Below are 17,923 nucleotides of genomic sequence, written 5' to 3'. Positions count from 1 at the left end.
GGGGTGTGGGAGGGCAGGTCGAGCAGGCCGAGCAGGGGCAGCAGGTGGGCGGCGTCACGGCCGGCGGGTTCTTCTTGCAGCTGATGATGGCTGACCGCGACGCTGGCGCGAATGGCCAGGTCGGCGTACTCCAGCACGTCCAGGCGGCGAGTGGCGTCGGCCAACCGCACTTCCAGGTCGGACAGGGCCCAGTCGGGGCGGGCGGCCAGGCGGGCGCCGACGATCTGCAGAGCGAGGGGGACGCCCCCGCACAGGTGAACGATCCGCTCGGCCGCCTGCGGTTCGGCGTTTACCCGGTCGGGTCCGGCCAGCCGCGACAGCAGCGCGGCGGCGTCGGCGGCATGCAGCGCGCCCAGGTGGAGGTGGCGGGCGTTGTCCAGGATGACCAGCGGGTCCCGGCTGGTGATCAGGACCCGGCAGCCCGAGCCGGCGGGGATGAGCGGGCGGATCTGGCGGACGTCCCGGGCGTTGTCCAGGATGACCAGCAGATCGCTGGTCGCGGTCAGGGACCGATAGCGGGCTGCGGCCTCGCCGGGGTCGGCTGAGACTGCGGCGCCGTCCAAGCCCAGGGAGCGCAGCAGATGGCGCAGGGCTTGGGCGGGGGTCAGAGGGTCGAGGCCGGGGGTGGATCCGTGCAGGTTGAGGTAGATGACGCCGTCGGTGAATCGGGCGGCCATGGCGTGGGCGACGTGGACGGTCAGGGCGGATTTGCCGATGCCGCCGGGTCCGTCGATCACGGTGACGAGCGGCCCGCGGGCTGGGCTACCGTCGAGGCCGAGTGCGGTGCGCAGGCGGTGGGTCTCGGCGGCGCGGGCGGTGAAGGCGCGGGTGTCGGCAGGCAGTTCGGCCGGGATGTACGGCTCGCGGACCGTGACCTGTTGGGCCGGGGTGGTCAGGTCGAGGGCGGGGTCCTTGGCCAGGACGGCCTGGTGCAGGCGGCAAAGTTCGATGCCGGGTTCGATGCCGAGTTCGGAGATCATGACCCGGCGGGTGTCCTGGTAGACGGCGAGCGCTTCGGATGGGCGGCCGGCGCGGTGCAGGGCGAGCATGAGCTGGGCGGCGGCGCGCTCGCGTAGTGGATGGGCACGCACGTGGACGGCCAGCTCGGCAGCCATCGCGTGGTGGTCCCCTGCGGCGAGGCGGAGATCGGCGTGGTCTTCCAGGACGTTGAGGTGTTCTTCTTCCAGGCGGGCGGCTTCGATTCGTGCCCAGGGGGCGGTCAGTTCGGCCAGTGGTTCGCCTCGCCACAACTGCAGCGCTCTGCGGAACAGGGCGTCCGCGGCGGCACCAGCCCCCTGTGCCTGGCCAGTCCGGGCTCGTTTGGCCAGGCGCAGGAACAGGTGGGCGTCGATGTGGTCTGGCACGAGCGCGAGCCGGTAGCCGCCGGGCACGGTCTGGATGATCTCTTCGGCGGTGTGGGGTCCGAGAGCTCGGCGTAGTTTGGAGATCACGATATGGAGCTGTTTGGCCGCGGTCGCCGCGGAGCTGTCTCCCCATATGTCGGTGAGGATCCGCTCGGCGTGGACGGGCTGCCCCGCGTTCATGGCGAGTCTGGCCAGCACACCGATGCGTCGATGCCCGACGAGCCGGACCGGTGCGTCAGCGGCCAGGACCTGCAACGGGCCGAGGAAACTGATCTCCAGCGTCACGAGGAGCGCTCCCCCCTCAACGAAATCGGCAGTTCAATGGGATGAGGGCTTTTCTCGCCGATGGCGGACGAAACGCTGTCTGTGCGTACTTCCGGCATCGTGGGTCACCTGTGCATGTATAGACGTGCAGGCTTACAGGTGCCTTGCACATGAGCCACCAGGCCACTGATCACGGCGCTTGGAGCGTATGAGTGCGACCAGCGCAGTCTCCTGGGCGGGCGGGCTGTAGAGACCCATCCTCGTGAGCGCGTCCGCCCCTCGACCTCATGCCTGAAGATGCCGCTCCTCAGAGATGTCGCGCGCTTGTCCAGAGAGACCAAAATAGTCGGGTGTTCACCTGACGCCGTCACATTCCTGCCGTACATAGGCTTGAACCCCGGCCTCACCTGGTGGAGTGTGTCGTGATCTCTTGCCCAATATCATCACCGCTGCAGCTTCGCATCGCGTGGGAGAACTCATGAAGCATGTCAGACAGCTCAAGAAGCTCGCTGTTGTGGCCGCAGCCGGTCTTCTCGCGCTCGGCCTTGGCGCTGCCACCGCCTCGTCAGCCTCCGCCGGCGGACCCTCCGGCGAAATCGCCACCAGCCCGGGCACCCTTCAAAAGTGATTCTACGGTGCCGCCGGTCTTCAGCGGTCAGGTAGACCACCAGATCGTGCTCCGTGGGCTACTGCCGTTGACGCATCGGTGACGCGATGAGATCGCCGGCTGCGACGATGGGACGCGTACCCGACAGGCCCGAGACGCTGGGTTTCGACCGCAACCCAGCTTGCAGATCCGCGTCGGTGCAGCACCCTTTCGTGGGCTACGTAGTCGAGCTATCGCCGTTGACTGCGGGCTCGGACGGTTAGCTGACCAAGCCGACTGGGCCCGCCGCACCCCGACCGACGAGATGACCACCGAGGCGGTCAACACCTCAGGCGTTCGGCTGTTCGCGTCCAGAGTCGGCGTGGCCCAGCACACAGAGCAGGTCAGCCGCCAGCATGTGCCGACGGGCCCTGTCGGCCGTGTTCCGTACCGCCGGCTAAAGGGAGACCGAACACCGTCGACATCGATGGTTGCCGGACCAGCACGTCGGCGGGCTGGTCACCGAGATGGGCCAGACACCACGCTGGCAGCAAGTCCGGCAGATCGTCAAAAAGGCACGGTGAACTCTGTCATGCCCGGCGGTCGGTCCCTTCAGGAGACACCGGAGTCTGGAACAGCGCGACGGCCCGGGTGCCGATCTTGAAGGAGGTTCGGGGGCGTGGCCCGCGGTCCAAGGGGACCTTGCGGCCTCGTACCGTCACCGCGATCACGCTGCCCCACGAGAGCACGGCCGTCAGAGCCGCGACCATGCCGGTGACTCCTGCCGCCGCCCCGGAGCCGTGCCAGTGGGTCTGTTCGCCGTAGGGGACGTCGGTGATCACGATGTCCGGTGCATGATGTCCGAGTGCCCGCCGGAGCTGGCCGGGGTCGAACACGTCGGCTTGGCGCACCGCGTGCGGCACATCCCCTCCGACGGCGGCGAGCCCGGCGGCGAGGCGGTCGGCAGCATGCGCCGCCGCGCCATATGCCGGCTTGGCGAAGCGGACGGAGCGCGCCTTGAGATCGGCGGCGCGGGCGGCCAGGCCGGCCCGGCTCAGCAAGGCGAGATTGCGTTCGGCCAGGCCCAGCGCTTCGGGGTCGACGTCGGAGGCCAGCACAGAGGCGATCCGGCGCCGGTGCGACAACGCCAGAACGGTCAGGAGGTAACCGCTGCCGCAGCATGGGTCCCAGACCGTGGCGGGCCGGTCGCCGCCGCGCAAGGCCAGCGCGCGCTGGAAGATCTCGCTGGCCAGCCGGACGGGGAATGCGGGAAACCCGGCGGCGGAGTGCAGCACCGAGCCGCTGGACAGGTCCCGATAGTCGGCCCGGACGGTCGCGTGGCGATAGCTCATCAGGTGCGGCTCGCCCCGTTGTTGCGTTGGCGGGCGGCCTCGTACAACACCACGGTCGCCGCGCTGGCGGCGTTCAGGGAGCTGGCCGAGCCGGCCATCGGGATGCGCGCCATCGTGTCGCACGCCTGCCGCCATCCCGCGCTCAGCCCGGTGGTCTCGTTACCGAAGATGAGCAGGGTGGGGCCGGTCAGGTCCAGGTCGGCGACGTCGAGCGTGCCGTTCTCGTCGGTGCCCACCACCGTCAGTGGCAGCCCCCGGGCGCGTAGCTCCGCGACCCACGCCAGCACTTCCCGGTGCGAATGGGACCGCACCACCGGCAGTGCGAGCAGCGACCCGGTGGAAGCCCGCACGGATCGGGGGTCGTAGGGGTCGGCGGCGTGGCCGGTGATGATCAGCCCTCGTCCGCCGAACGCGTCCAGCGAGCGTGCCATCGTCCCGATGTTGCCGGGGTTGTTCGGCCGGTCGAACACCGCGCCCAGGAAGGACGGCCCCACCTGGATACGGGACAACTCATCGTCCGGCAGCTCGGCTACCGCCACCAGCTCGGGGACGTCCTCGTCCTTGCCGCCCAGCTCCCGCAACAGCTCGGCGGCCATGGCCACCCGCCCCCCGCCGGCCGCCTTCAGCATCTGCTTCGCCCAGTTCGACAGCGGCCGCTCGGCGTCATAGATGAGCGCATGCACCGGCCAGCCGAACTCGACCGCCAAGCTGATCGGGCGCACACCCTGAATCAGGAACTGCCCGGCCCGCTGCCGCTTGGCCCGGTTTCCCAGCAGCGCCTGCCACTGCTGAAAGCGCGCGTTCGCACGCGTGATGTGCAGCTCCCCCGATACGGATCGTCCCCGGTTCATCACGCTCTACAGAATAGGATCAGTTCCCCAAGCGACGACCAACCTGTCGGCACCGGGGAGTAGTGTGGGCCATCCCCCTCCACACAGCAGTTTTCCGGCCTGGGGCCACGGAGTGCCGCTGTCTTGCGCGGCAGGGGTCTGCCGACAAAAGCGAATCGAAATCGCTCTTCTCTACGCTGCGCCCCATGTTCGAACGAGCGAAACCCCTTTGGGCGGCGGCGGCCGTGGTGCTGGCCATCCCGCTTCTCGCCCTGCCCGCCGCCGCCGCGGCGTCGGAGCTCCGCGTCATCTCCTGGAACATCTGCGGCGAGGCGGGCGGCAAACGCGGCGACGCCGGCTACTGCGCGTACCGCAATGAACCGGACAAGAAGGTGGAGCAGATCGCCGGCCTCGTGTCCGAGCACCGGGCCAACGTGGTGCTGCTCCAGGAAGTTTGCGGCGTCGCCGCCGACAGCCACATGGAGATGTTGAAGGCGGCCCTCGGCCCCGGCTGGTCCTTCGCCCGAGCCGACGGCGCACGGCCCGACGGCCGCGTCGACTGCCGTGGCTCCCTGTCAGGCAACCTCGGCCTCGGCATCGCGGTCAAGTCGCGGATCACGGGAACCAAGGTCACGCAGACGCTGCCTCCCGACACCACGGGAAAGAGCAAGCAGACCCTGCCGACGCTGTGCGTACGCACGGCGGACTGGACCGGCACCCGGATCTGCACCACCCACGTGCTCGCCGACCCCGCGGACCCACGCCGTCCACAGCAGATCAGGAACATCAAGACCGCGGTGTCCGCGGACGGCCTCGACGTGATGCTCGGCGGCGACTTCAACCTGTTCCCCGGCTCGACGGAGCTGCGGCCGCTGTCCAGCGCGTACGAGGAGTGCGACGCCGGCGGCGCGAAGCGCAACGAGGTCACCCACCACGCCTGGACCAACGGGAAACACGTCTACCGCAAGCGCGACCACATCTTCGCCACCAAGACCGGCACAACCAGGCTCTTCACCGCCTGCGACGCCGACCAGTCGCTCATGGACCGCACCGCGAACGAGCCGGACAGCGGCCCGCCGAACGGATACTCCGACCACGCGCCCCTGATCGGCTACCTGCGAGGAGCATGAGACGGGAGCACGTTCGGCACGCGGTGGCGTTCCGCTGGAAGAACCGTCCTGCCGTGGACGCCGGGACCCGCTCGGACCAGATCTGCCCAGGGCGATGGCGGGTCGGCCGCGAAGAAGCGCAAAAGTCCCAGGAGCCGACTGGCAGGCGGCGCGGTCCAATGGCGCTCGCCCGGCTTAGGTACGGGATCCGCCAGGCGGGCGAGGGCCCAGGTGAGGTGAACCCACAACACGCGCGCCTCCCAGGAGCGCAGGTGCTCGGCGGTGCCCTCGCCGGCCTCCTGGGCGTATCCGTCGAGCATGGCGGGCACGGCGGTCAGCGGTGTCTTGGCGAACTCGATCGCCGGGTCGGCCCACTGCGCGTCGCCCCAGTCCACGATGCCGGTCAGTACGGCCCCTCGTTCGGCGGCCAGCAGGTTCTGCGGGGAGATGTCGCCGTGCACCAGCACCATGGGCGGCTCGGCGGGAAGGTACGGGCTGAGCGCGTCGAACCGGCTGGTGAGCCAGCGGGCGGCGTCGGCGTCGATCCAGCCGTCGGCGCGGAGCCGGTCCACCAGTTCCCGGGGATCCCCGGGGCTCTCGTCCCGGGGAACGGCGGACAGGCCGGCTTCTCCGGACAGCCGGTGCAGCTTGGCGAGCTCCCGGCCCACCTGCCGGTAGACCTGCTCCGCCCGGTCCGTGGGCAGGTCGAGCCGTTCGAGGTCGGCGCCCTGCACCCGATCAAGGACCATGTAGGGCACGTCCACCTCGGCGCAGGTGTCATCGAAGGTCACGACGCCGGGAGTCCGTACGCCGAGGCGCCGGGCAGCGGGGATGACCGCCGCCTCCTTCACGAGGTCGGCCAGGAACTGCTTGGTGCGCGGGATCCGCAACACCAGGTCGTCGCCGAGCAGGTAAGCCCGGTTGGCGACACCGGAGTGCGTCGGGCGTACGGTTTCAGCGGTGCTCCCGTGCCGGGCGGCGATGGCGGCCAGGGTCTCGTGGGCCGGCTCGAAGTCGTTCATGAGCGTGCATGCTGACAGACCTCCGCTCCGAGGTCGCATCCTTTTCCCGCGCTCCGTGACCGCGTGTCTCAGGCGGGGGCGAGGGCCTTGGAGCGGTCGGTGGCCATGAGGACGGCGAAGCCGCCGAGCAGGCTGCCCATGATGTAGCGCTGCACGCGCAGCCAGGCCGGGCGGCTGGCCAGGAACGCGGCCAGCGCCCCCGCCGAGATCGCGATCAGGCCGTTGACCGTGGTGGCGACCACGATCTGCACGGAGCCGAGCGCGAGGCTCTGCAGCAGCACATGACCCATCGACGGGTCGATGAACTGCGGGAGCAGCGACAGGTACAGGATGGCGATCTTGGGGTTGAGCAGGCACGTCAGCAGGCCCATGCCGAACAGCTTGGCCGGCCGCTCCACCGGGAGGTCGCGCGTCTGGAAGGCCGACGTGCCGCCGGGCTTGACGGCGTTCCAGGCCAGCCAGAGCAGGTAGGCGGCGCCGGCCAGCTTGAGCGCGGTGTACGCGGCCGGCACGTACGCGAAGACGGCCGTCAACCCGAGGCACGTCGCCGTCAGGTAGACGGTGAAGCCGAGGACGACTCCGGCGAGGGAGATCAAGCCGGCCCTGCGGCCTTGGGCGATCGAGCGTGAGATCAAATAGACCATGTTGGGGCCCGGTGTGAGAACCATGCCCAGCGAAACCAGCGCAATCCCGACCATTCCTACCGTCATGTCCGCAGATTATCCGTCATATCCCGAAAAATCACCTCCTTTTGCGCACCCTGCGTATTCGCCAAACTACTGGGGATGACATTTGCGGAGGTGACATGCAATTCGATGACGACGCGCCTCTCGACCCGTCGCAGGTCGAGGACGCACGGGCCACGCGCCCGCGACCGGGCGGGGGCGGCATGCCCGGCGGCTGCATGGCACCCATCGGGCGGCGCGGCGGCTGCCTGACACTGGCCCTGGCGGTGGCGGGGCTGCTCCTGTTCGGGGTCGTCCCCTCGCCGTTCGGCGGGGACGAGAGCGGCCGCCAGAGCGGCGGGCAGGCGCCGAGCGCCCCTCCGGCCCTCTCACCGAGCGGCAACCTGGCCGAACGCTGCCGGACCGGCGCCGACGCCGATCAGTCCGAGGACTGCCGCATCGTCGGCACGGTCAACAGCATCCAGTCGTACTGGCGGGCGGAGTTCGGGCGGCAGGGCCGGATGGTGTACAGGCAGGCCAGGACCGTGCTGTTCTCCCGGACGGTCAACACCGGCTGCGGCGCGGCGAACTCCGCCGCCGGGCCCTTCTACTGCCCGCCCGACCGCAAGGTCTACCTGGATCTGACCTTCTTCGACGCCCTCCAGCGCGACTACGGCGCCGAGGGCGGGCCTTTCGCCCAGGCGTACGTGGTCGCCCACGAGTACGGTCACCACGTACAGAACCTGCTCGGCACCATGGAACGGCTCGGCGGCGCCGGCCTGCCCGGCTCCGGCAGCGCGTCCGTACGCCTGGAACTTCAGGCCGACTGTTACGCGGGCGTCTGGGCGCGCAACGCGGTCAGGACCGGCTTCTACCAGGAGCCGTTCTCCAAGGCCGACATCCACCAGGCACTCAGCGCGGCCGCAGCGGTCGGCGACGACAGCATCCAGCGACGCTCTCAAGGCCGGGTGAACCCCGACGCCTTCACGCACGGCACCTCGCGGCAGCGCGCGAAATGGTTCAGCAGAGGATATGAGAGCGGCCAACCCCGGCGGTGCGACACCTTCTCCGGGGACATCTGAGCCTGAAAAACCGATCAAGGAGCGCAGGAAACCCCTTTTCCCACAGGACCGGGAAAACCCGTACGCGCGGGCTCAGCTGGGCCGACGCAACCCGGATAACGCGAGGATTCGGATTCTCTCCTAAAATCAGGGGGGTGATCTTCAAGCTTGTCGGCGACGGACGCCCTTATCCCGAACACGGTCTGACGCCCCGAGAGTGGGCGCAGATCCCGCCACGGCAGGTCCGGCTCGACTCCTTGATCACCACGAAGGCCATGCTGGACCTGCATTCGCTGCTCGCCGCCGACTCCACGTTCTACGGTGATCTCTTTCCGCACGTGGTGCAGTGGCAAGGCGAGCTCTATCTGGAGGACGGCCTGCACCGCGCGTTGCGCGCCGCGCTCCACCAACGATCGATCCTGCACGCCAGGGTCCTGGAGCTGCCCGACTGAGCGCGAGCCGCGCGGCTCGCTCAGGTGTGCGGGCACGCGAAAGGGCCTCCGAAAATCTCGGAGGCCCTTGGGCGATGGCGGTGGTGGTGGGATTTGAACCCACGGATGAGTTGCCCCATCACACGCTTTCGAGGCGTGCGCCCTCGGCCACTAGGCGACACCACCGCGCACGAGCTTACCGGATCCTGCGAGTAGCGAAGAACCGCTTTAGTACGGCGGAGCACTCGGCGGCCAGGACCCCCATGACGACCTCGGGCCGGTGGTTGAGCCGGCGATCGCGTACGACGTCCCAGAGCGAGCCCACGGCGCCGCCCTTCTCGTCGACGGCTCCGTACACGATCCTGTCGACCCGCGCCAGCACCGCGGCGCCCGCGCACATCGTGCAGGGCTCAAGGGTCACCACGAGCGTGCAGCCGGTCAGCCGCCACTGGCCGCGGCGGGCGGCGGCCCGGCGGAGCGCGAGCACCTCGGCGTGGGCGGTCGGGTCGGCGGACGACTCACGGTCGTTGCCGGCCGCGGCCAGGACCTCGCCGAGCTGGTCGAGGACGACGGCCCCCACGGGGATCTCTCCCCTGTCGCCCGCCGCGGCGGCCTCCGCCAGGGCCAGGCGCATGGCCTCCTCGTGGGTCACCGCAGCCGGTCGAGCTCGTCGGCGAACGACAGCCGCTCGGCGATCACCGACAGGATGTCGGCGGGCAGCATGCCCTCTTCCACGCTCAGCTCCAGCAGCTCTTCTGAGCTCAGCCCGAGGTCGCTGAGCAACTCGAAGTCGCCGGCCGGGCGCACGCCGAGGCCGTTGCCCTCCTTTTCCGGGACCACGCCGGCGAACTCGGCGAAGAGCTCGCCCAGGCTGTCGGAGACGACCGCGTGCACGTCGGACAGGAAGACGCGCGGCTCGTCGTCGCCCCGGTAGCGGACGAGGGCGAACCACTCGTCCTCCACCTCGACGCAGAGCAGGGCCAGCTCGTCGCCCGTGAGCCCCAGCGTCTCCATGACGGCGTCGCCGAAGTCGTCGACGATCTCGGCGTCATCCAGATCGACCTCGGCGCCACTCCAACCATCGGAGGTCCTGACAAAAGCCGCAGAAAAGGTGTTGGACGCCATGTCCGCGCTCCAGGGGGTCAGCCGAAGACCGATTCGATGGCACGCTCGAACGGCTCGGAGAAGCCGAGCCGGGCGGCGATGCTGGACAACACGTCTTCGGGCAGCAGGTCAATGTCGCCGGAGAGGATGCCCAGCTCCATCTCGTCCAACCCGAGATCGGCGAAGATCGACAGATCTCCTGCGGGAAGCACGGTCTCCTCGTCCTGGAGAATCTCGTCGAGCTCCTCTTCGTCGGGGACGGGCACGTCGAGGTAGTCGAGCACCTGCTCCGCCAGCGGGAAGTCCCACGAGGCGGCGATGTCGGACAGGAACACGTCGACCCGCTCGCCCAGGACCCGCAGCGCCACGAAGAACTCGTCGCCCACCGCGACCAGGCCGATCGTGCTGCTCTCGCTGGGCTGCTGCCTGAGGGCGTGGATCAGCCCCTTCAAATCAGACGTGAGCGTGCTGGGCAGCAGCCCGGCGTCCCAGCGATCGTCCTCGCGATAAACCACGATGGCGAAGTCGAGAGCGTCTTCGTCTGTCATCGCCATCTCCACCCGACCTCTGACACGACAGATATCACCAACACCTAATCGTTCCAGAGTCGGCCACTGGTCGTGTGCCTCTCCGACCAAATTGTGATCAAAACCGATGAGGTGAGCGGCCCTACGCAGCAGGATCTGCGGCCTCGGCCGTCACGAGATAGCGTGGTCCTCCATGGAAACCCTCGTCGTCGACCATCCGCTCGTGGCACACAAGCTGACCGCGCTGCGTGATGTCCGCACCGACTCGCCGACGTTCCGCAGGCTCGCAGACGAGCTGGTGACGCTGCTCGCGTACGAGGCCACCCGCGATGTGCGCGTCACCGACGTCACCGTCGACACGCCGGTCGCCCCCGCCCACGGCGTCCGGCTGGCCAAGCCGCACCCGCTGGTCGTGCCCATCCTGCGCGCGGGGCTCGGCATGCTCGACGGCATGACCAGGCTGCTGCCGACGGCCGAGGTCGGGTTCCTCGGCATGATCCGCAACGAGTCGACGCTGCAGGCGGAGACGTACGCCACGCGGCTGCCCGACGACCTGTCCGGGCGGCAGTGCTTCGTGGTCGACCCCATGCTCGCCACCGGCGGCACGCTGGCGGCGGCCGTGCAGTTCCTTTTCGACAGGAGGGCCGTCGACGTCACGGCCATCTGCCTGCTGGCCGCGCCCGAGGGCCTGGCTCACATGGACAAGGTGTTCGCCAACTCCGGCAAGCCGATCCGCGTGGTGACCGCCGCACTCGACGAACGCCTCAACGGCAACGGCTACATCGTGCCGGGGCTCGGCGACGCGGGCGACCGGCTCTACGGCGTGGTCTGAAGCCATGTGATCCGAAGCACCGGCGCGAAAAGTCCTTTATCCGTCACGCGGAGTCGTCACTTCGTTACATACTGTGGTTGAGTGGGTACGAAGAGACAGGAAGGCAACTTCCGCATTGCGCGTGGGGGAGCACGATGAGCGACATGCCCAGTGCCGAGGTGTTCTCGTGAACGATCACACCAAGGCCGATCCGACTCCGTATGCGGAGGTGGAGGCGCTGCTGCGCGACGAGTTCGCCAGCATCCATTCCTCGACCACCGTAACGCGCTGCGTCGAAGCAGCGCACTACGGCGCGCTGGAGGTCACAGGCTACGCCCATCCCAGCCTCGTGGAGCGCATCGCGCGTAAGCACCTTCACGTGCTGGCCCTGGTGGCCAGCGAGCGTGGTTAGCAAGATCCGAACATACCCGCCAAGTTACCTTTACTCCGGCACCCGGGTGGGTAATGTAGACGGTGGGTGGAGTGGGTAAGTGGCACGGAGGCGACAGTGCAGGTCAAAAAAGTCCTCACATACGGTGGTATCGCATTTGTCGCGTACTACCTGTTCGCGCGACCAGCTGACGCCGCGGACGCGGTGAGAGGAGCGTTCGACACGGTGTTCAACGCGGCCGACTCGCTGGCTCAATTCGTGAACAGCCTCGCATGAGACTTGTGACCCACGGGGACTCCGCTCCGTCGTCGGTCAACCGCTACCTCCTCCCCCACGAACAACAGGTCCTCATGGTGCGGCGGCACCCTGCCATCCTGCTCCGTCCGGTCGCCGAGGTCTTCGGCGGCCTCGTCGTCGCCGGGCTGCTCAGCAGCTTCTTCGGCGGCGCAGAGGCGGGTGGCACGGCGCTCGTCGTCGTCTGGTGGTTGTGGCTCCTGCTGCTGATCCGTTTCGTGTGGAAAGTGGCGGAGTGGTCGGTCGATTACTTTGTGGTGACATCCACACGAATGTTGCTGACCACCGGGCTCATCACCCGCAAGGTCGCGATGATGCCGTTGGGCAAGGTCACCGACATGAGCTTCCAAAGATCTCTGCTTGGGCGCATGCTCGGTTACGGTGAGTTCATCCTCGAGTCGGCCGGCCAGGACCAGGCACTGTCAACGGTCAAGTACATTCCGTATCCAGAGACCTTGTACCTCGAGGTCTGCCAGATGCTTTTCCCCGGCAAGGACGACGGCGACGATTAATCTCCCTGCGGGGAATTCTTCACGTGGGGATACCCGATTCGGCTACTTCATGCAATCATTGCGTGTTGTTGACCCTTCCCCGCCTTGAGAGATGAGATGCCGAGTCAGGGAACCATCGGTGACCGCGTCCGAGGACTGCGGCTGAACAGGCGGATGTCCCAGGCCCAACTGGCCGGGCCCGACCTGTCTGACAGTTATGTCTCGCTCATAGAGTCGGGCAAGCGTACGCCGACTCCTGTCGTGGCCCGGCTGCTCGCCGAGCGACTCGGCTGCACGACCGAGTTCCTGCTGCACGGGATCGAGCCCCGCCAGCGCATCGACACCGAGCTGGGGCTGCGCCACGCCGAGCTGGAGTTGCAGCACGGCGACCCAGCCATAGCCGCCGACCGTTTCACGGAGATCGTGAAGGCGGCCGACGAGGACAACGCCATGCTGACCGCGCACGCCCGCTTCGGCAGAGCGCGCGCTCTGGAGGCGCAGGGCCGGCTCGGCCAGGCCGTCGAGGCCTTCGAGCGCCTGCGCAGGGAGGCGTCGGCCCACCCCGAGCGGCTGGCCGACCTGCCGCTCGCCATCTCGCTGAGCCGCTGCTACCAGCGGGCGGGCGACCGGCTGCGCGCCCATGACCTGGCGGTCTCCGCGCTGCGGCAGGCCAAGCGGCTGTCCATCACGCAGGGTGAGATGGCCGTCGACCTGGCCACCGCGCTGGTGGAGGCGCGCAGCGAGCGCGCGGACGACTCCCCCGAGCTCGACTACGTCAAGAGCGTGCTCGACGTGACCAGCGTCCCACAGATTGTGGACCGTTCCGGAGAGATCAGGTCACTGTGGGAGGCGAGCTCGGCCGCCGCCGCGGGCGAGGACTCCGCGCTGGCCGTCAGCCTGGCCGACGACGCGATCATGGCCGGGCGCGAGACGCGGCTGGCGCTGCAACTCGCGCGGGCCGCCATGCACTGGTCGCGGCTGCCCACGGCGGACATCGGCGAGGCCGAGAGGCTCGTCACGGCCGCCTCCGAGGCGTTCGCCGTCTTCCCCGCCACCATCCGCGAGCATGGCGAGGGCCTCGTGGTGCACGCGCGGGTCCGGTTGCGGGCCGGCGACCCGGCGCGCGCCGGAGAGCTCGCCACCGTGGCCCTGGGGCTGTCGCACGACCGTTCTGGCACGACGCCCGCCGAGGCGCACCTCGTGCTGGCCACCGTCGCGCTCGACCTGGGCGGCGACGCCGCGGCCCACGTGCGCACCGCGCAGGAGCTGCTCGCCGGGCTCGACCGGCCGGTGTTCGGCTCCGATCGGCAGGCCGCACGCTGCTGGCGCGAGCTGGGCGACCTCTACGGCAGAATCGGATCCGTGACCCAGCAGACCGTGGCCTACCATAAGGCTCTCGAGTCGGCCGGAGTCCGCTCCGCCATGGCGGGGGTGACGGTCGACACCACGGTTTCTCGCTGAACCTCCGGGAGCTCCAGATTTGGCTTTTCGAGTCTGGAATAATTAGGGTCTACCAGTCATTCACTCATAGGATGATTGGTTTCCCGGAGGAGGCGGACTGTGAGTCTGCGTACGGCGCAGCGAGCTTCGCTCGTCGACCAGGTGATCGATCAGCTCAAGGAGCAGATCACCTCAGGGACGTGGCCGATGAACGGCAAGATCCCTACCGAGACGGTGCTCGCTGAGCAACTCGGTGTTGGCCGCAACACCGTTCGGGAGGCCGTACGCGCGCTCACGCACGCCGGGCTGCTCGAATGCCGCCAGGGCGACGGCACCTACGTCCGGGCCACCAGCGAGTTGTCCGGCGCGATGTTGCGGCGGTTGCGCCAGGCCGAGCAGCTCGAGATCTTCGAGGTGCGCCGCGCGCTCGAGGTCGAATCGGCTCGCCTGGCCGCCACCCGGCGCACCGATGACGACATCCAGCGCATCGAGGCGGCGCTGGCCGAGCGTGACCGGGCCTGGGAGCTGGACGATCCCGACCTCTTCGTCGAGGCCGACCTGGCCTTCCACATGGCGGTCGCGCACGCCACGCACAACCTGGTGCTGATCGACCTTTACGAGGACTTCTCGGCGGCGCTGCGGGCCAGCATCACGGCCGCGGGCACGTCGCTGAACAAGGGCTATATCCCCCACGACGCGATCGCCAGGGCCATCGCCGCCGGCGACGCCTCGGCCGCCGAGCGGGCCGGGCACGCCTGCATGGAGCACATCCTCATCGCCCTGACCGAATCCTGAATGGCGTCAGGAGCGGCCGGGGGGCTCATGACTGGCGCAGCGACATGACGAGGTAGCGGAAGGCCGGCTGGGCGTCACCTGGCACGTCCTGAATGAGGGCTGGCCTGGTGGGCGACTCCATGTTGATGCACGCCAGCTCGCTCTCGATGCCGGTCAGCCCGTCGAGCAGGAACTGCGACTGGAAGGCGATCTGGATGTCGTCGCCGCGCAGCTCGCACTCGACCACCTCGGCGCCGCGCCCGATGTCGCCGCCGCCGGCCTGGATGAGCACCTGGCCCTGGCTGAACGACAACCGGATCGCGGTGTTGCGCTCGGCCACCAGCGCCACCCGCTTGATCGCGTTGACGAACGGCGCCACGGCCACGTCGGCCCTGATCGACCAGTCGTTGGTCAGCCTCGCGCGATAGTCGATGAACTGCTCGTCGAGCAGGCGGACGGTCGTGCTGCGGCCGACGCTCTCGAACCCGGCGACCCCGTCGCCCATCGAAACCGACACCTCGCCGCCGCGCAGCGACTTGGCCACCTCGACCAGCACCCGCGCCGGCACCATCGCGGAGACGGCGACGCCGGGGGCGACCGGGCGCCAGGTGAAGTCGCGGGCGGCGATGCGATAGCGGTCGGTGGCCGCCATCGCCACCGACTCGCCCTCGATGTCGACCCTGATGCCGGTGAGCATGGGCAGCGTGTCGTCGCGGCTGGCCGCCGGCGCGACCTGTCCGACGGCGGAGGCGAACACGCCGCCACCGATCGCTCCGACGCTCGGCGGCATGGCCGGCATGGTCGGGAAATCCTCGACGGGCATCGTGATCAGCCCGAACTCGGCGCTGCCGCAGGTCAGCACCGCCTCGGCGCCCTCGGTGACGATCTCCACGTCGTCGGCGGGCAGGCTCCGGCTGATCTCGGCCAGCAACCGGCCGGGGATCAGCACGCTGCCCGTCTCGGCCACGTCGGCGTCGACCGTGGCCCGCGCGGAGACGTCGTAGTCGAACGCGGACAGGGTGAGCTCGTCACCTGCCTCCAGCAACAACCCGGACAGGACGGGCACTACAGGGCGACTGGGCAGGACTCGGGCAGCCCACGCCACCGCATCTGCCAAAACATCGCGGTTAACCCGGATCTTCACCTGTTACCACCTCTTCGTCGCCGTGCCCCTACGAAAATAGCCGCTACGACTGACAACTCGCGGCGGGCGTCCGCGGTCGATACGGCTAACGGCTGTTGAGGTAGGCGAGCACGGCCAGCACCCGCCGGTTGTCGTCGTCGGACGGCGCCAGGCCGAGCTTGGCGAAGATGGAGGCCGTGTGCTTGGCCACGGCGCTCTCGCTGAGGAAGAGGCGCTGGGAGATGGCCGCGTTGGACCGGCCCTCGGCCATGGCCTCCAGCACCTCGCGCTCGCGGGGCGTCAGCGCGGCCAGCGGCTCGTCCCTGGCGTTGCTGGCCAGCAGCTTGGCGATCACCTCAGGGTCCATGGCCGTGCCGCCCTCGGCGACCCGGCGTACGGCGTCGACGAACTGCTCGGCGTTGAAGACGCGGTCCTTCAGCAGGTAGCCGATCCCGCCCGAGCCGTCGGCCAGCAGCTCGCGGGCGTAGAGCTGCTCGACGTGCTGGGACAACACGAGGACCGGCAGGCCGGGCACCTTCTCCCTGGCCGCGAGCGCCGCCTTCAGGCCCTCGTCGGTGAACGTGGGAGGCAGCCGTACGTCGACGATCGAGACGTCGGGACGCAGCTCCACCAGGCCCTTGAGCAGCTCGGGCCCGCTCTCCACGGCCGCGACGACCATGAAGCCGTGGGCCTGGAGCAGGTGGACCAGCCCATCTCTGAGCAGGTAAAGGTCTTCGGCGACGAGCACGCGGTTCTTCATCAGCACAACACCTTGGCCACCGGCTTGCCGGCGAGCAAACGCTCACGGTTGTGGGCGGCCGGGATCCGGATGGCCAGGACGTGCATGATGAGACCCACCGTGATCATGCCAAGGATCGTAGGCCACTGCCAGACCTCGGGGAGGTGCAGCGCGAGGAACCAGGCCTTCTCCTCGAAGCCGACGACCTTGAAGACGCCCGCCACGACCCCCTGCGGCATCGTCGGGCACCAGGCCGTCGCCCACAACATGACGACCGCCACCGTCTTCCAGCGCGGCATCTTGTTCAGCTCGCCCGCCCAGTGCTCGGGCAGCACCCGGGGCAGCTCCATCGTCACGGTGGTGGGCCCGCCCGGCGGGCTGTTCAGGGCGAGCACGCCGTCGAAGGCGGCCAGCCGCCGCTCGATGCCCGACAGGCCGGTGCCCTTCGACGGGTCGGCCCCGCCCATGCCGTCGTCGGCGACCGAGATTCGCAGGTGAGGGCCGTTGGCGCTGATGTCGACCGTCGCCTTGCGGGCGTTGCCGTGCCGTGCCGCGTTGGAGAGCAACTCGCTGACCGCGAAGTAGACCGCCGCCTCCACCGGCGCATCGGGCCGGTGCGCCAGGTCGATGTCCACGGTGACGTCCATCGGGCTGTCCATGGCGAGCGCGCGGATCGCGTCGGCCAGCCCGCGCTCAGCCAGCACCGGCGGATGGATGCCCCGGATGACCCGGCGCAGCTCCGTCAGCGTCTCGGAGGAGGCGTCCCGGACCTTGGCCAGCAGCGCCTTGGCCGCCGTGGGGTCCCTGTCGACGAGCTCCTCGACGGCGCCCAGCGTCATGCCGATGGCCACCAGCCTGGCCTGCGTGCCGTCGTGCAGGTCGCGCTCGATCCTGCGCATCTCGGCCGCCTGGGAGTCGTTGGCCAGGTTACGGGTGCGCTTGAGATGGCTCACCTGGCCCGCCAGGCGGCTGGCGGTGGTCGCGCCGAGCAGCAGCTCGCTCCACTGGGCGTAGAGGCGCAGCCCGCGCGCGGGAAGCACGATGAACAGCGGCACCAGCAGCGGCTTCACCACGGCGTCGAGCGCCAGCCAGAGCAGGTCCCGCCACGAGCCTGGGTCGGAGAGCAGCCACTTCCACCGGTTGTTCCAGGCCGGGATCCGTGGCGTCTTGTAGAGGGTGCGGTCGGAGCGGTACATGCCGTCCGGCTGCGGCACCGGAGGCGGTGGTTTGGGCAGGTAGGGCGGCTCGATCTCGATGTCCGTCCACGTGCGCATCAACCGCCGGTTCAGCTCTGCCAGGCGCCGGACCATCATCACCTGCGGCGGGAACAGGAAGACCACGCCCATCCCGAACGTCAGCAGCAGCATGAGCCCGGCCAGCAGGATCGCGGGCACCTCAAGGACAAGGAGCGCGAGAAGCACCAGAATCCGGCCGAAGCTTCGAAGCATGCCTATAGTCTGCGGCAACGCCGCGTCACGGTCACTGCATCTAAGTACACCCTTGGCGGGCATCCAGCCGGATTCCCCGGCGGACCACAGCTTTCTA

The 17,923-nt window shown here is 69.0% G+C and carries 21 protein-coding genes and 1 tRNA gene; 10 read left to right on the top strand and 12 right to left on the bottom strand.

Annotated elements, in window-relative coordinates; all coding sequences use genetic code 11:
* Positions 1–1,649, bottom strand: a 1,649-nt coding sequence (locus E1294_RS27015; RefSeq protein WP_132512825.1) for an AfsR/SARP family transcriptional regulator, incomplete at its 3' end; no start/stop codon positions are given.
* A gap of 409 nt (positions 1,650–2,058) precedes the next feature.
* Between E1294_RS27015 and E1294_RS52965 the strand changes: the two genes are divergently transcribed.
* Positions 2,059–2,256 carry a hypothetical protein gene (locus E1294_RS52965; protein WP_165977496.1) on the top strand — a complete coding sequence of 66 codons (198 nt, stop codon included), beginning with the start codon at positions 2,059–2,061 and terminating at the stop codon, positions 2,254–2,256.
* Positions 2,257–2,804: 548 nt separating this feature from the next.
* Here E1294_RS52965 and E1294_RS27010 read toward each other — a convergent pair.
* Positions 2,805–3,566 carry an rRNA methyltransferase gene (locus E1294_RS27010; protein ID WP_132512823.1) on the bottom strand — a complete coding sequence of 254 codons (762 nt, stop codon included), beginning with the start codon at positions 3,564–3,566 and terminating at the stop codon, positions 2,805–2,807.
* On the bottom strand, positions 3,566–4,417 hold the full coding sequence (locus E1294_RS27005; protein ID WP_132512821.1) for a TrmH family RNA methyltransferase: 852 nt from the start codon (positions 4,415–4,417) through the stop codon (positions 3,566–3,568). Before E1294_RS27005 ends, E1294_RS27010 begins: the two co-directional genes overlap by 1 nt.
* Before the next feature lie 185 nt (positions 4,418–4,602).
* On the opposite strand from E1294_RS27005, the gene E1294_RS27000 reads away from it, so the two are divergent.
* Positions 4,603–5,526 carry an endonuclease/exonuclease/phosphatase family protein gene (locus tag E1294_RS27000; protein ID WP_132512820.1) on the top strand — a complete coding sequence of 308 codons (924 nt, stop codon included), beginning with the start codon at positions 4,603–4,605 and terminating at the stop codon, positions 5,524–5,526.
* Here E1294_RS27000 and E1294_RS26995 read toward each other — a convergent pair.
* Positions 5,508–6,527, bottom strand: a complete 1,020-nt coding sequence (locus E1294_RS26995; RefSeq protein WP_165977495.1) for a phosphotransferase family protein — start codon at positions 6,525–6,527, stop codon at positions 5,508–5,510. The two genes, E1294_RS27000 and E1294_RS26995, sit on opposite strands and share 19 nt — an antisense overlap.
* Positions 6,528–6,595: 68 nt before the next feature.
* Positions 6,596–7,237 carry a LysE family translocator gene (locus E1294_RS26990; RefSeq protein ID WP_132512817.1) on the bottom strand — a complete coding sequence of 214 codons (642 nt, stop codon included), beginning with the start codon at positions 7,235–7,237 and terminating at the stop codon, positions 6,596–6,598.
* 95 nt (positions 7,238–7,332) lie between these two features.
* On the opposite strand from E1294_RS26990, the gene ypfJ reads away from it, so the two are divergent.
* Positions 7,333–8,274, top strand: a complete 942-nt coding sequence (gene ypfJ / locus E1294_RS26985) for a KPN_02809 family neutral zinc metallopeptidase (RefSeq protein WP_132512815.1) — start codon at positions 7,333–7,335, stop codon at positions 8,272–8,274.
* A 134-nt stretch (positions 8,275–8,408) separates the two neighbouring features.
* Positions 8,409–8,705: a type II toxin-antitoxin system VapB family antitoxin gene (locus E1294_RS26980; protein WP_132512813.1), complete on the top strand. Its 297-nt coding sequence runs from the start codon at positions 8,409–8,411 to the stop codon at positions 8,703–8,705.
* A 75-nt stretch (positions 8,706–8,780) separates the two neighbouring features.
* Here E1294_RS26980 and E1294_RS26975 read toward each other — a convergent pair.
* The 4 genes from E1294_RS26975 to E1294_RS26960 all read right to left on the bottom strand — a co-directional run bounded on the left by E1294_RS26975 (position 8,781) and on the right by E1294_RS26960 (position 10,342).
* Positions 8,781–8,870 (bottom strand) — tRNA-Ser (locus E1294_RS26975).
* 10 nt (positions 8,871–8,880) lie between these two features.
* The gene (gene tadA / locus E1294_RS26970; RefSeq protein WP_220447961.1) at positions 8,881–9,336 is read right to left on the bottom strand and encodes a tRNA adenosine(34) deaminase TadA; all 456 of its coding nucleotides are present in this window, start codon (positions 9,334–9,336) and stop codon (positions 8,881–8,883) included.
* A complete protein-coding gene (locus tag E1294_RS26965) occupies positions 9,333–9,809 on the bottom strand; it encodes a tRNA adenosine deaminase-associated protein (protein ID WP_132512811.1) in 477 nt (158 codons plus the stop codon). Before E1294_RS26965 ends, tadA begins: the two co-directional genes overlap by 4 nt.
* Before the next feature lie 17 nt (positions 9,810–9,826).
* On the bottom strand, positions 9,827–10,342 hold the full coding sequence (locus tag E1294_RS26960; protein WP_425465227.1) for a tRNA adenosine deaminase-associated protein: 516 nt from the start codon (positions 10,340–10,342) through the stop codon (positions 9,827–9,829).
* Between the two features lie 166 nt (positions 10,343–10,508).
* On the opposite strand from E1294_RS26960, the gene upp reads away from it, so the two are divergent.
* From upp to E1294_RS26935, 6 genes are all read left to right on the top strand, one after another.
* Positions 10,509–11,147 (top strand): uracil phosphoribosyltransferase, encoded by a 639-nt coding sequence (upp, locus tag E1294_RS26955; RefSeq protein ID WP_132512807.1) that lies wholly within the window; start codon positions 10,509–10,511, stop codon positions 11,145–11,147.
* 166 nt (positions 11,148–11,313) lie between these two features.
* Entirely contained in the window at positions 11,314–11,538 is a 225-nt protein-coding gene (locus E1294_RS26950; RefSeq protein WP_132512805.1) for a hypothetical protein, read from the top strand.
* A gap of 96 nt (positions 11,539–11,634) precedes the next feature.
* Positions 11,635–11,793 (top strand): hypothetical protein, encoded by a 159-nt coding sequence (locus tag E1294_RS52960; RefSeq protein ID WP_165977494.1) that lies wholly within the window; start codon positions 11,635–11,637, stop codon positions 11,791–11,793.
* On the top strand, positions 11,790–12,323 hold the full coding sequence (locus E1294_RS26945) for a PH domain-containing protein (protein ID WP_132512803.1): 534 nt from the start codon (positions 11,790–11,792) through the stop codon (positions 12,321–12,323). Before E1294_RS52960 ends, E1294_RS26945 begins: the two co-directional genes overlap by 4 nt.
* Positions 12,324–12,419: 96 nt before the next feature.
* A complete protein-coding gene (locus E1294_RS26940; protein WP_132512801.1) occupies positions 12,420–13,763 on the top strand; it encodes a helix-turn-helix domain-containing protein in 1,344 nt (447 codons plus the stop codon).
* Positions 13,764–13,862: 99 nt separating this feature from the next.
* Positions 13,863–14,537, top strand: coding sequence for a FadR/GntR family transcriptional regulator (locus E1294_RS26935; protein ID WP_132512799.1), 675 nt, complete (start codon positions 13,863–13,865; stop codon positions 14,535–14,537).
* Between the two features lie 25 nt (positions 14,538–14,562).
* Here E1294_RS26935 and dnaN read toward each other — a convergent pair whose 3' ends face one another.
* From dnaN to E1294_RS26920, 3 genes are all read right to left on the bottom strand, one after another.
* Positions 14,563–15,660, bottom strand: coding sequence for a DNA polymerase III subunit beta (gene dnaN / locus E1294_RS26930; protein ID WP_132512797.1), 1,098 nt, complete (start codon positions 15,658–15,660; stop codon positions 14,563–14,565).
* A gap of 85 nt (positions 15,661–15,745) precedes the next feature.
* Entirely contained in the window at positions 15,746–16,399 is a 654-nt protein-coding gene (locus E1294_RS26925) for a response regulator transcription factor (RefSeq protein ID WP_132512795.1), read from the bottom strand.
* On the bottom strand, positions 16,399–17,826 hold the full coding sequence (locus E1294_RS26920) for a sensor histidine kinase (protein ID WP_220447960.1): 1,428 nt from the start codon (positions 17,824–17,826) through the stop codon (positions 16,399–16,401). The genes E1294_RS26925 and E1294_RS26920 overlap by 1 nt, the downstream gene beginning before the upstream one ends.
* Between the last annotated feature and the right edge of the window lie 97 nt (positions 17,827–17,923).

The sequence above is a fragment of the Nonomuraea diastatica genome (genome assembly GCF_004349015.1).
Classification (GTDB): domain Bacteria; phylum Actinomycetota; class Actinomycetes; order Streptosporangiales; family Streptosporangiaceae; genus Nonomuraea; species Nonomuraea diastatica.
Note: the sequence above shows the minus strand (reverse complement) of the source record. Positions and strands in the feature narration are given on the sequence as shown.

Bases quoted from the DNA above. Each gene is read 5' to 3' on its own strand.
- E1294_RS27010 (WP_132512823.1), bottom strand. From the start codon at position 3,566: ATGAGCTATCGCCACGCGACCGTCCGGGCCGACTATCGGGACCTGTCC.
- E1294_RS27005 (WP_132512821.1), bottom strand. From the start codon at position 4,417: ATGAACCGGGGACGATCCGTATCGGGGGAGCTGCACATCACGCGTGCG.
- E1294_RS27000 (WP_132512820.1), top strand. From the start codon at position 4,603: ATGTTCGAACGAGCGAAACCCCTTTGGGCGGCGGCGGCCGTGGTGCTG.
- E1294_RS26995 (WP_165977495.1), bottom strand. From the start codon at position 6,527: ATGAACGACTTCGAGCCGGCCCACGAGACCCTGGCCGCCATCGCCGCC.
- E1294_RS26990 (WP_132512817.1), bottom strand. From the start codon at position 7,237: ATGACGGTAGGAATGGTCGGGATTGCGCTGGTTTCGCTGGGCATGGTT.
- ypfJ (WP_132512815.1), top strand. From the start codon at position 7,333: ATGCAATTCGATGACGACGCGCCTCTCGACCCGTCGCAGGTCGAGGAC.
- E1294_RS26965 (WP_132512811.1), bottom strand. From the start codon at position 9,809: ATGGCGTCCAACACCTTTTCTGCGGCTTTTGTCAGGACCTCCGATGGT.
- E1294_RS26960 (WP_425465227.1), bottom strand. From the start codon at position 10,342: ATGGCGATGACAGACGAAGACGCTCTCGACTTCGCCATCGTGGTTTAT.
- upp (WP_132512807.1), top strand. From the start codon at position 10,509: ATGGAAACCCTCGTCGTCGACCATCCGCTCGTGGCACACAAGCTGACC.
- E1294_RS26945 (WP_132512803.1), top strand. From the start codon at position 11,790: ATGAGACTTGTGACCCACGGGGACTCCGCTCCGTCGTCGGTCAACCGC.
- E1294_RS26940 (WP_132512801.1), top strand. From the start codon at position 12,420: ATGCCGAGTCAGGGAACCATCGGTGACCGCGTCCGAGGACTGCGGCTG.
- E1294_RS26925 (WP_132512795.1), bottom strand. From the start codon at position 16,399: ATGAAGAACCGCGTGCTCGTCGCCGAAGACCTTTACCTGCTCAGAGAT.
- E1294_RS26920 (WP_220447960.1), bottom strand. From the start codon at position 17,826: ATGCTTCGAAGCTTCGGCCGGATTCTGGTGCTTCTCGCGCTCCTTGTC.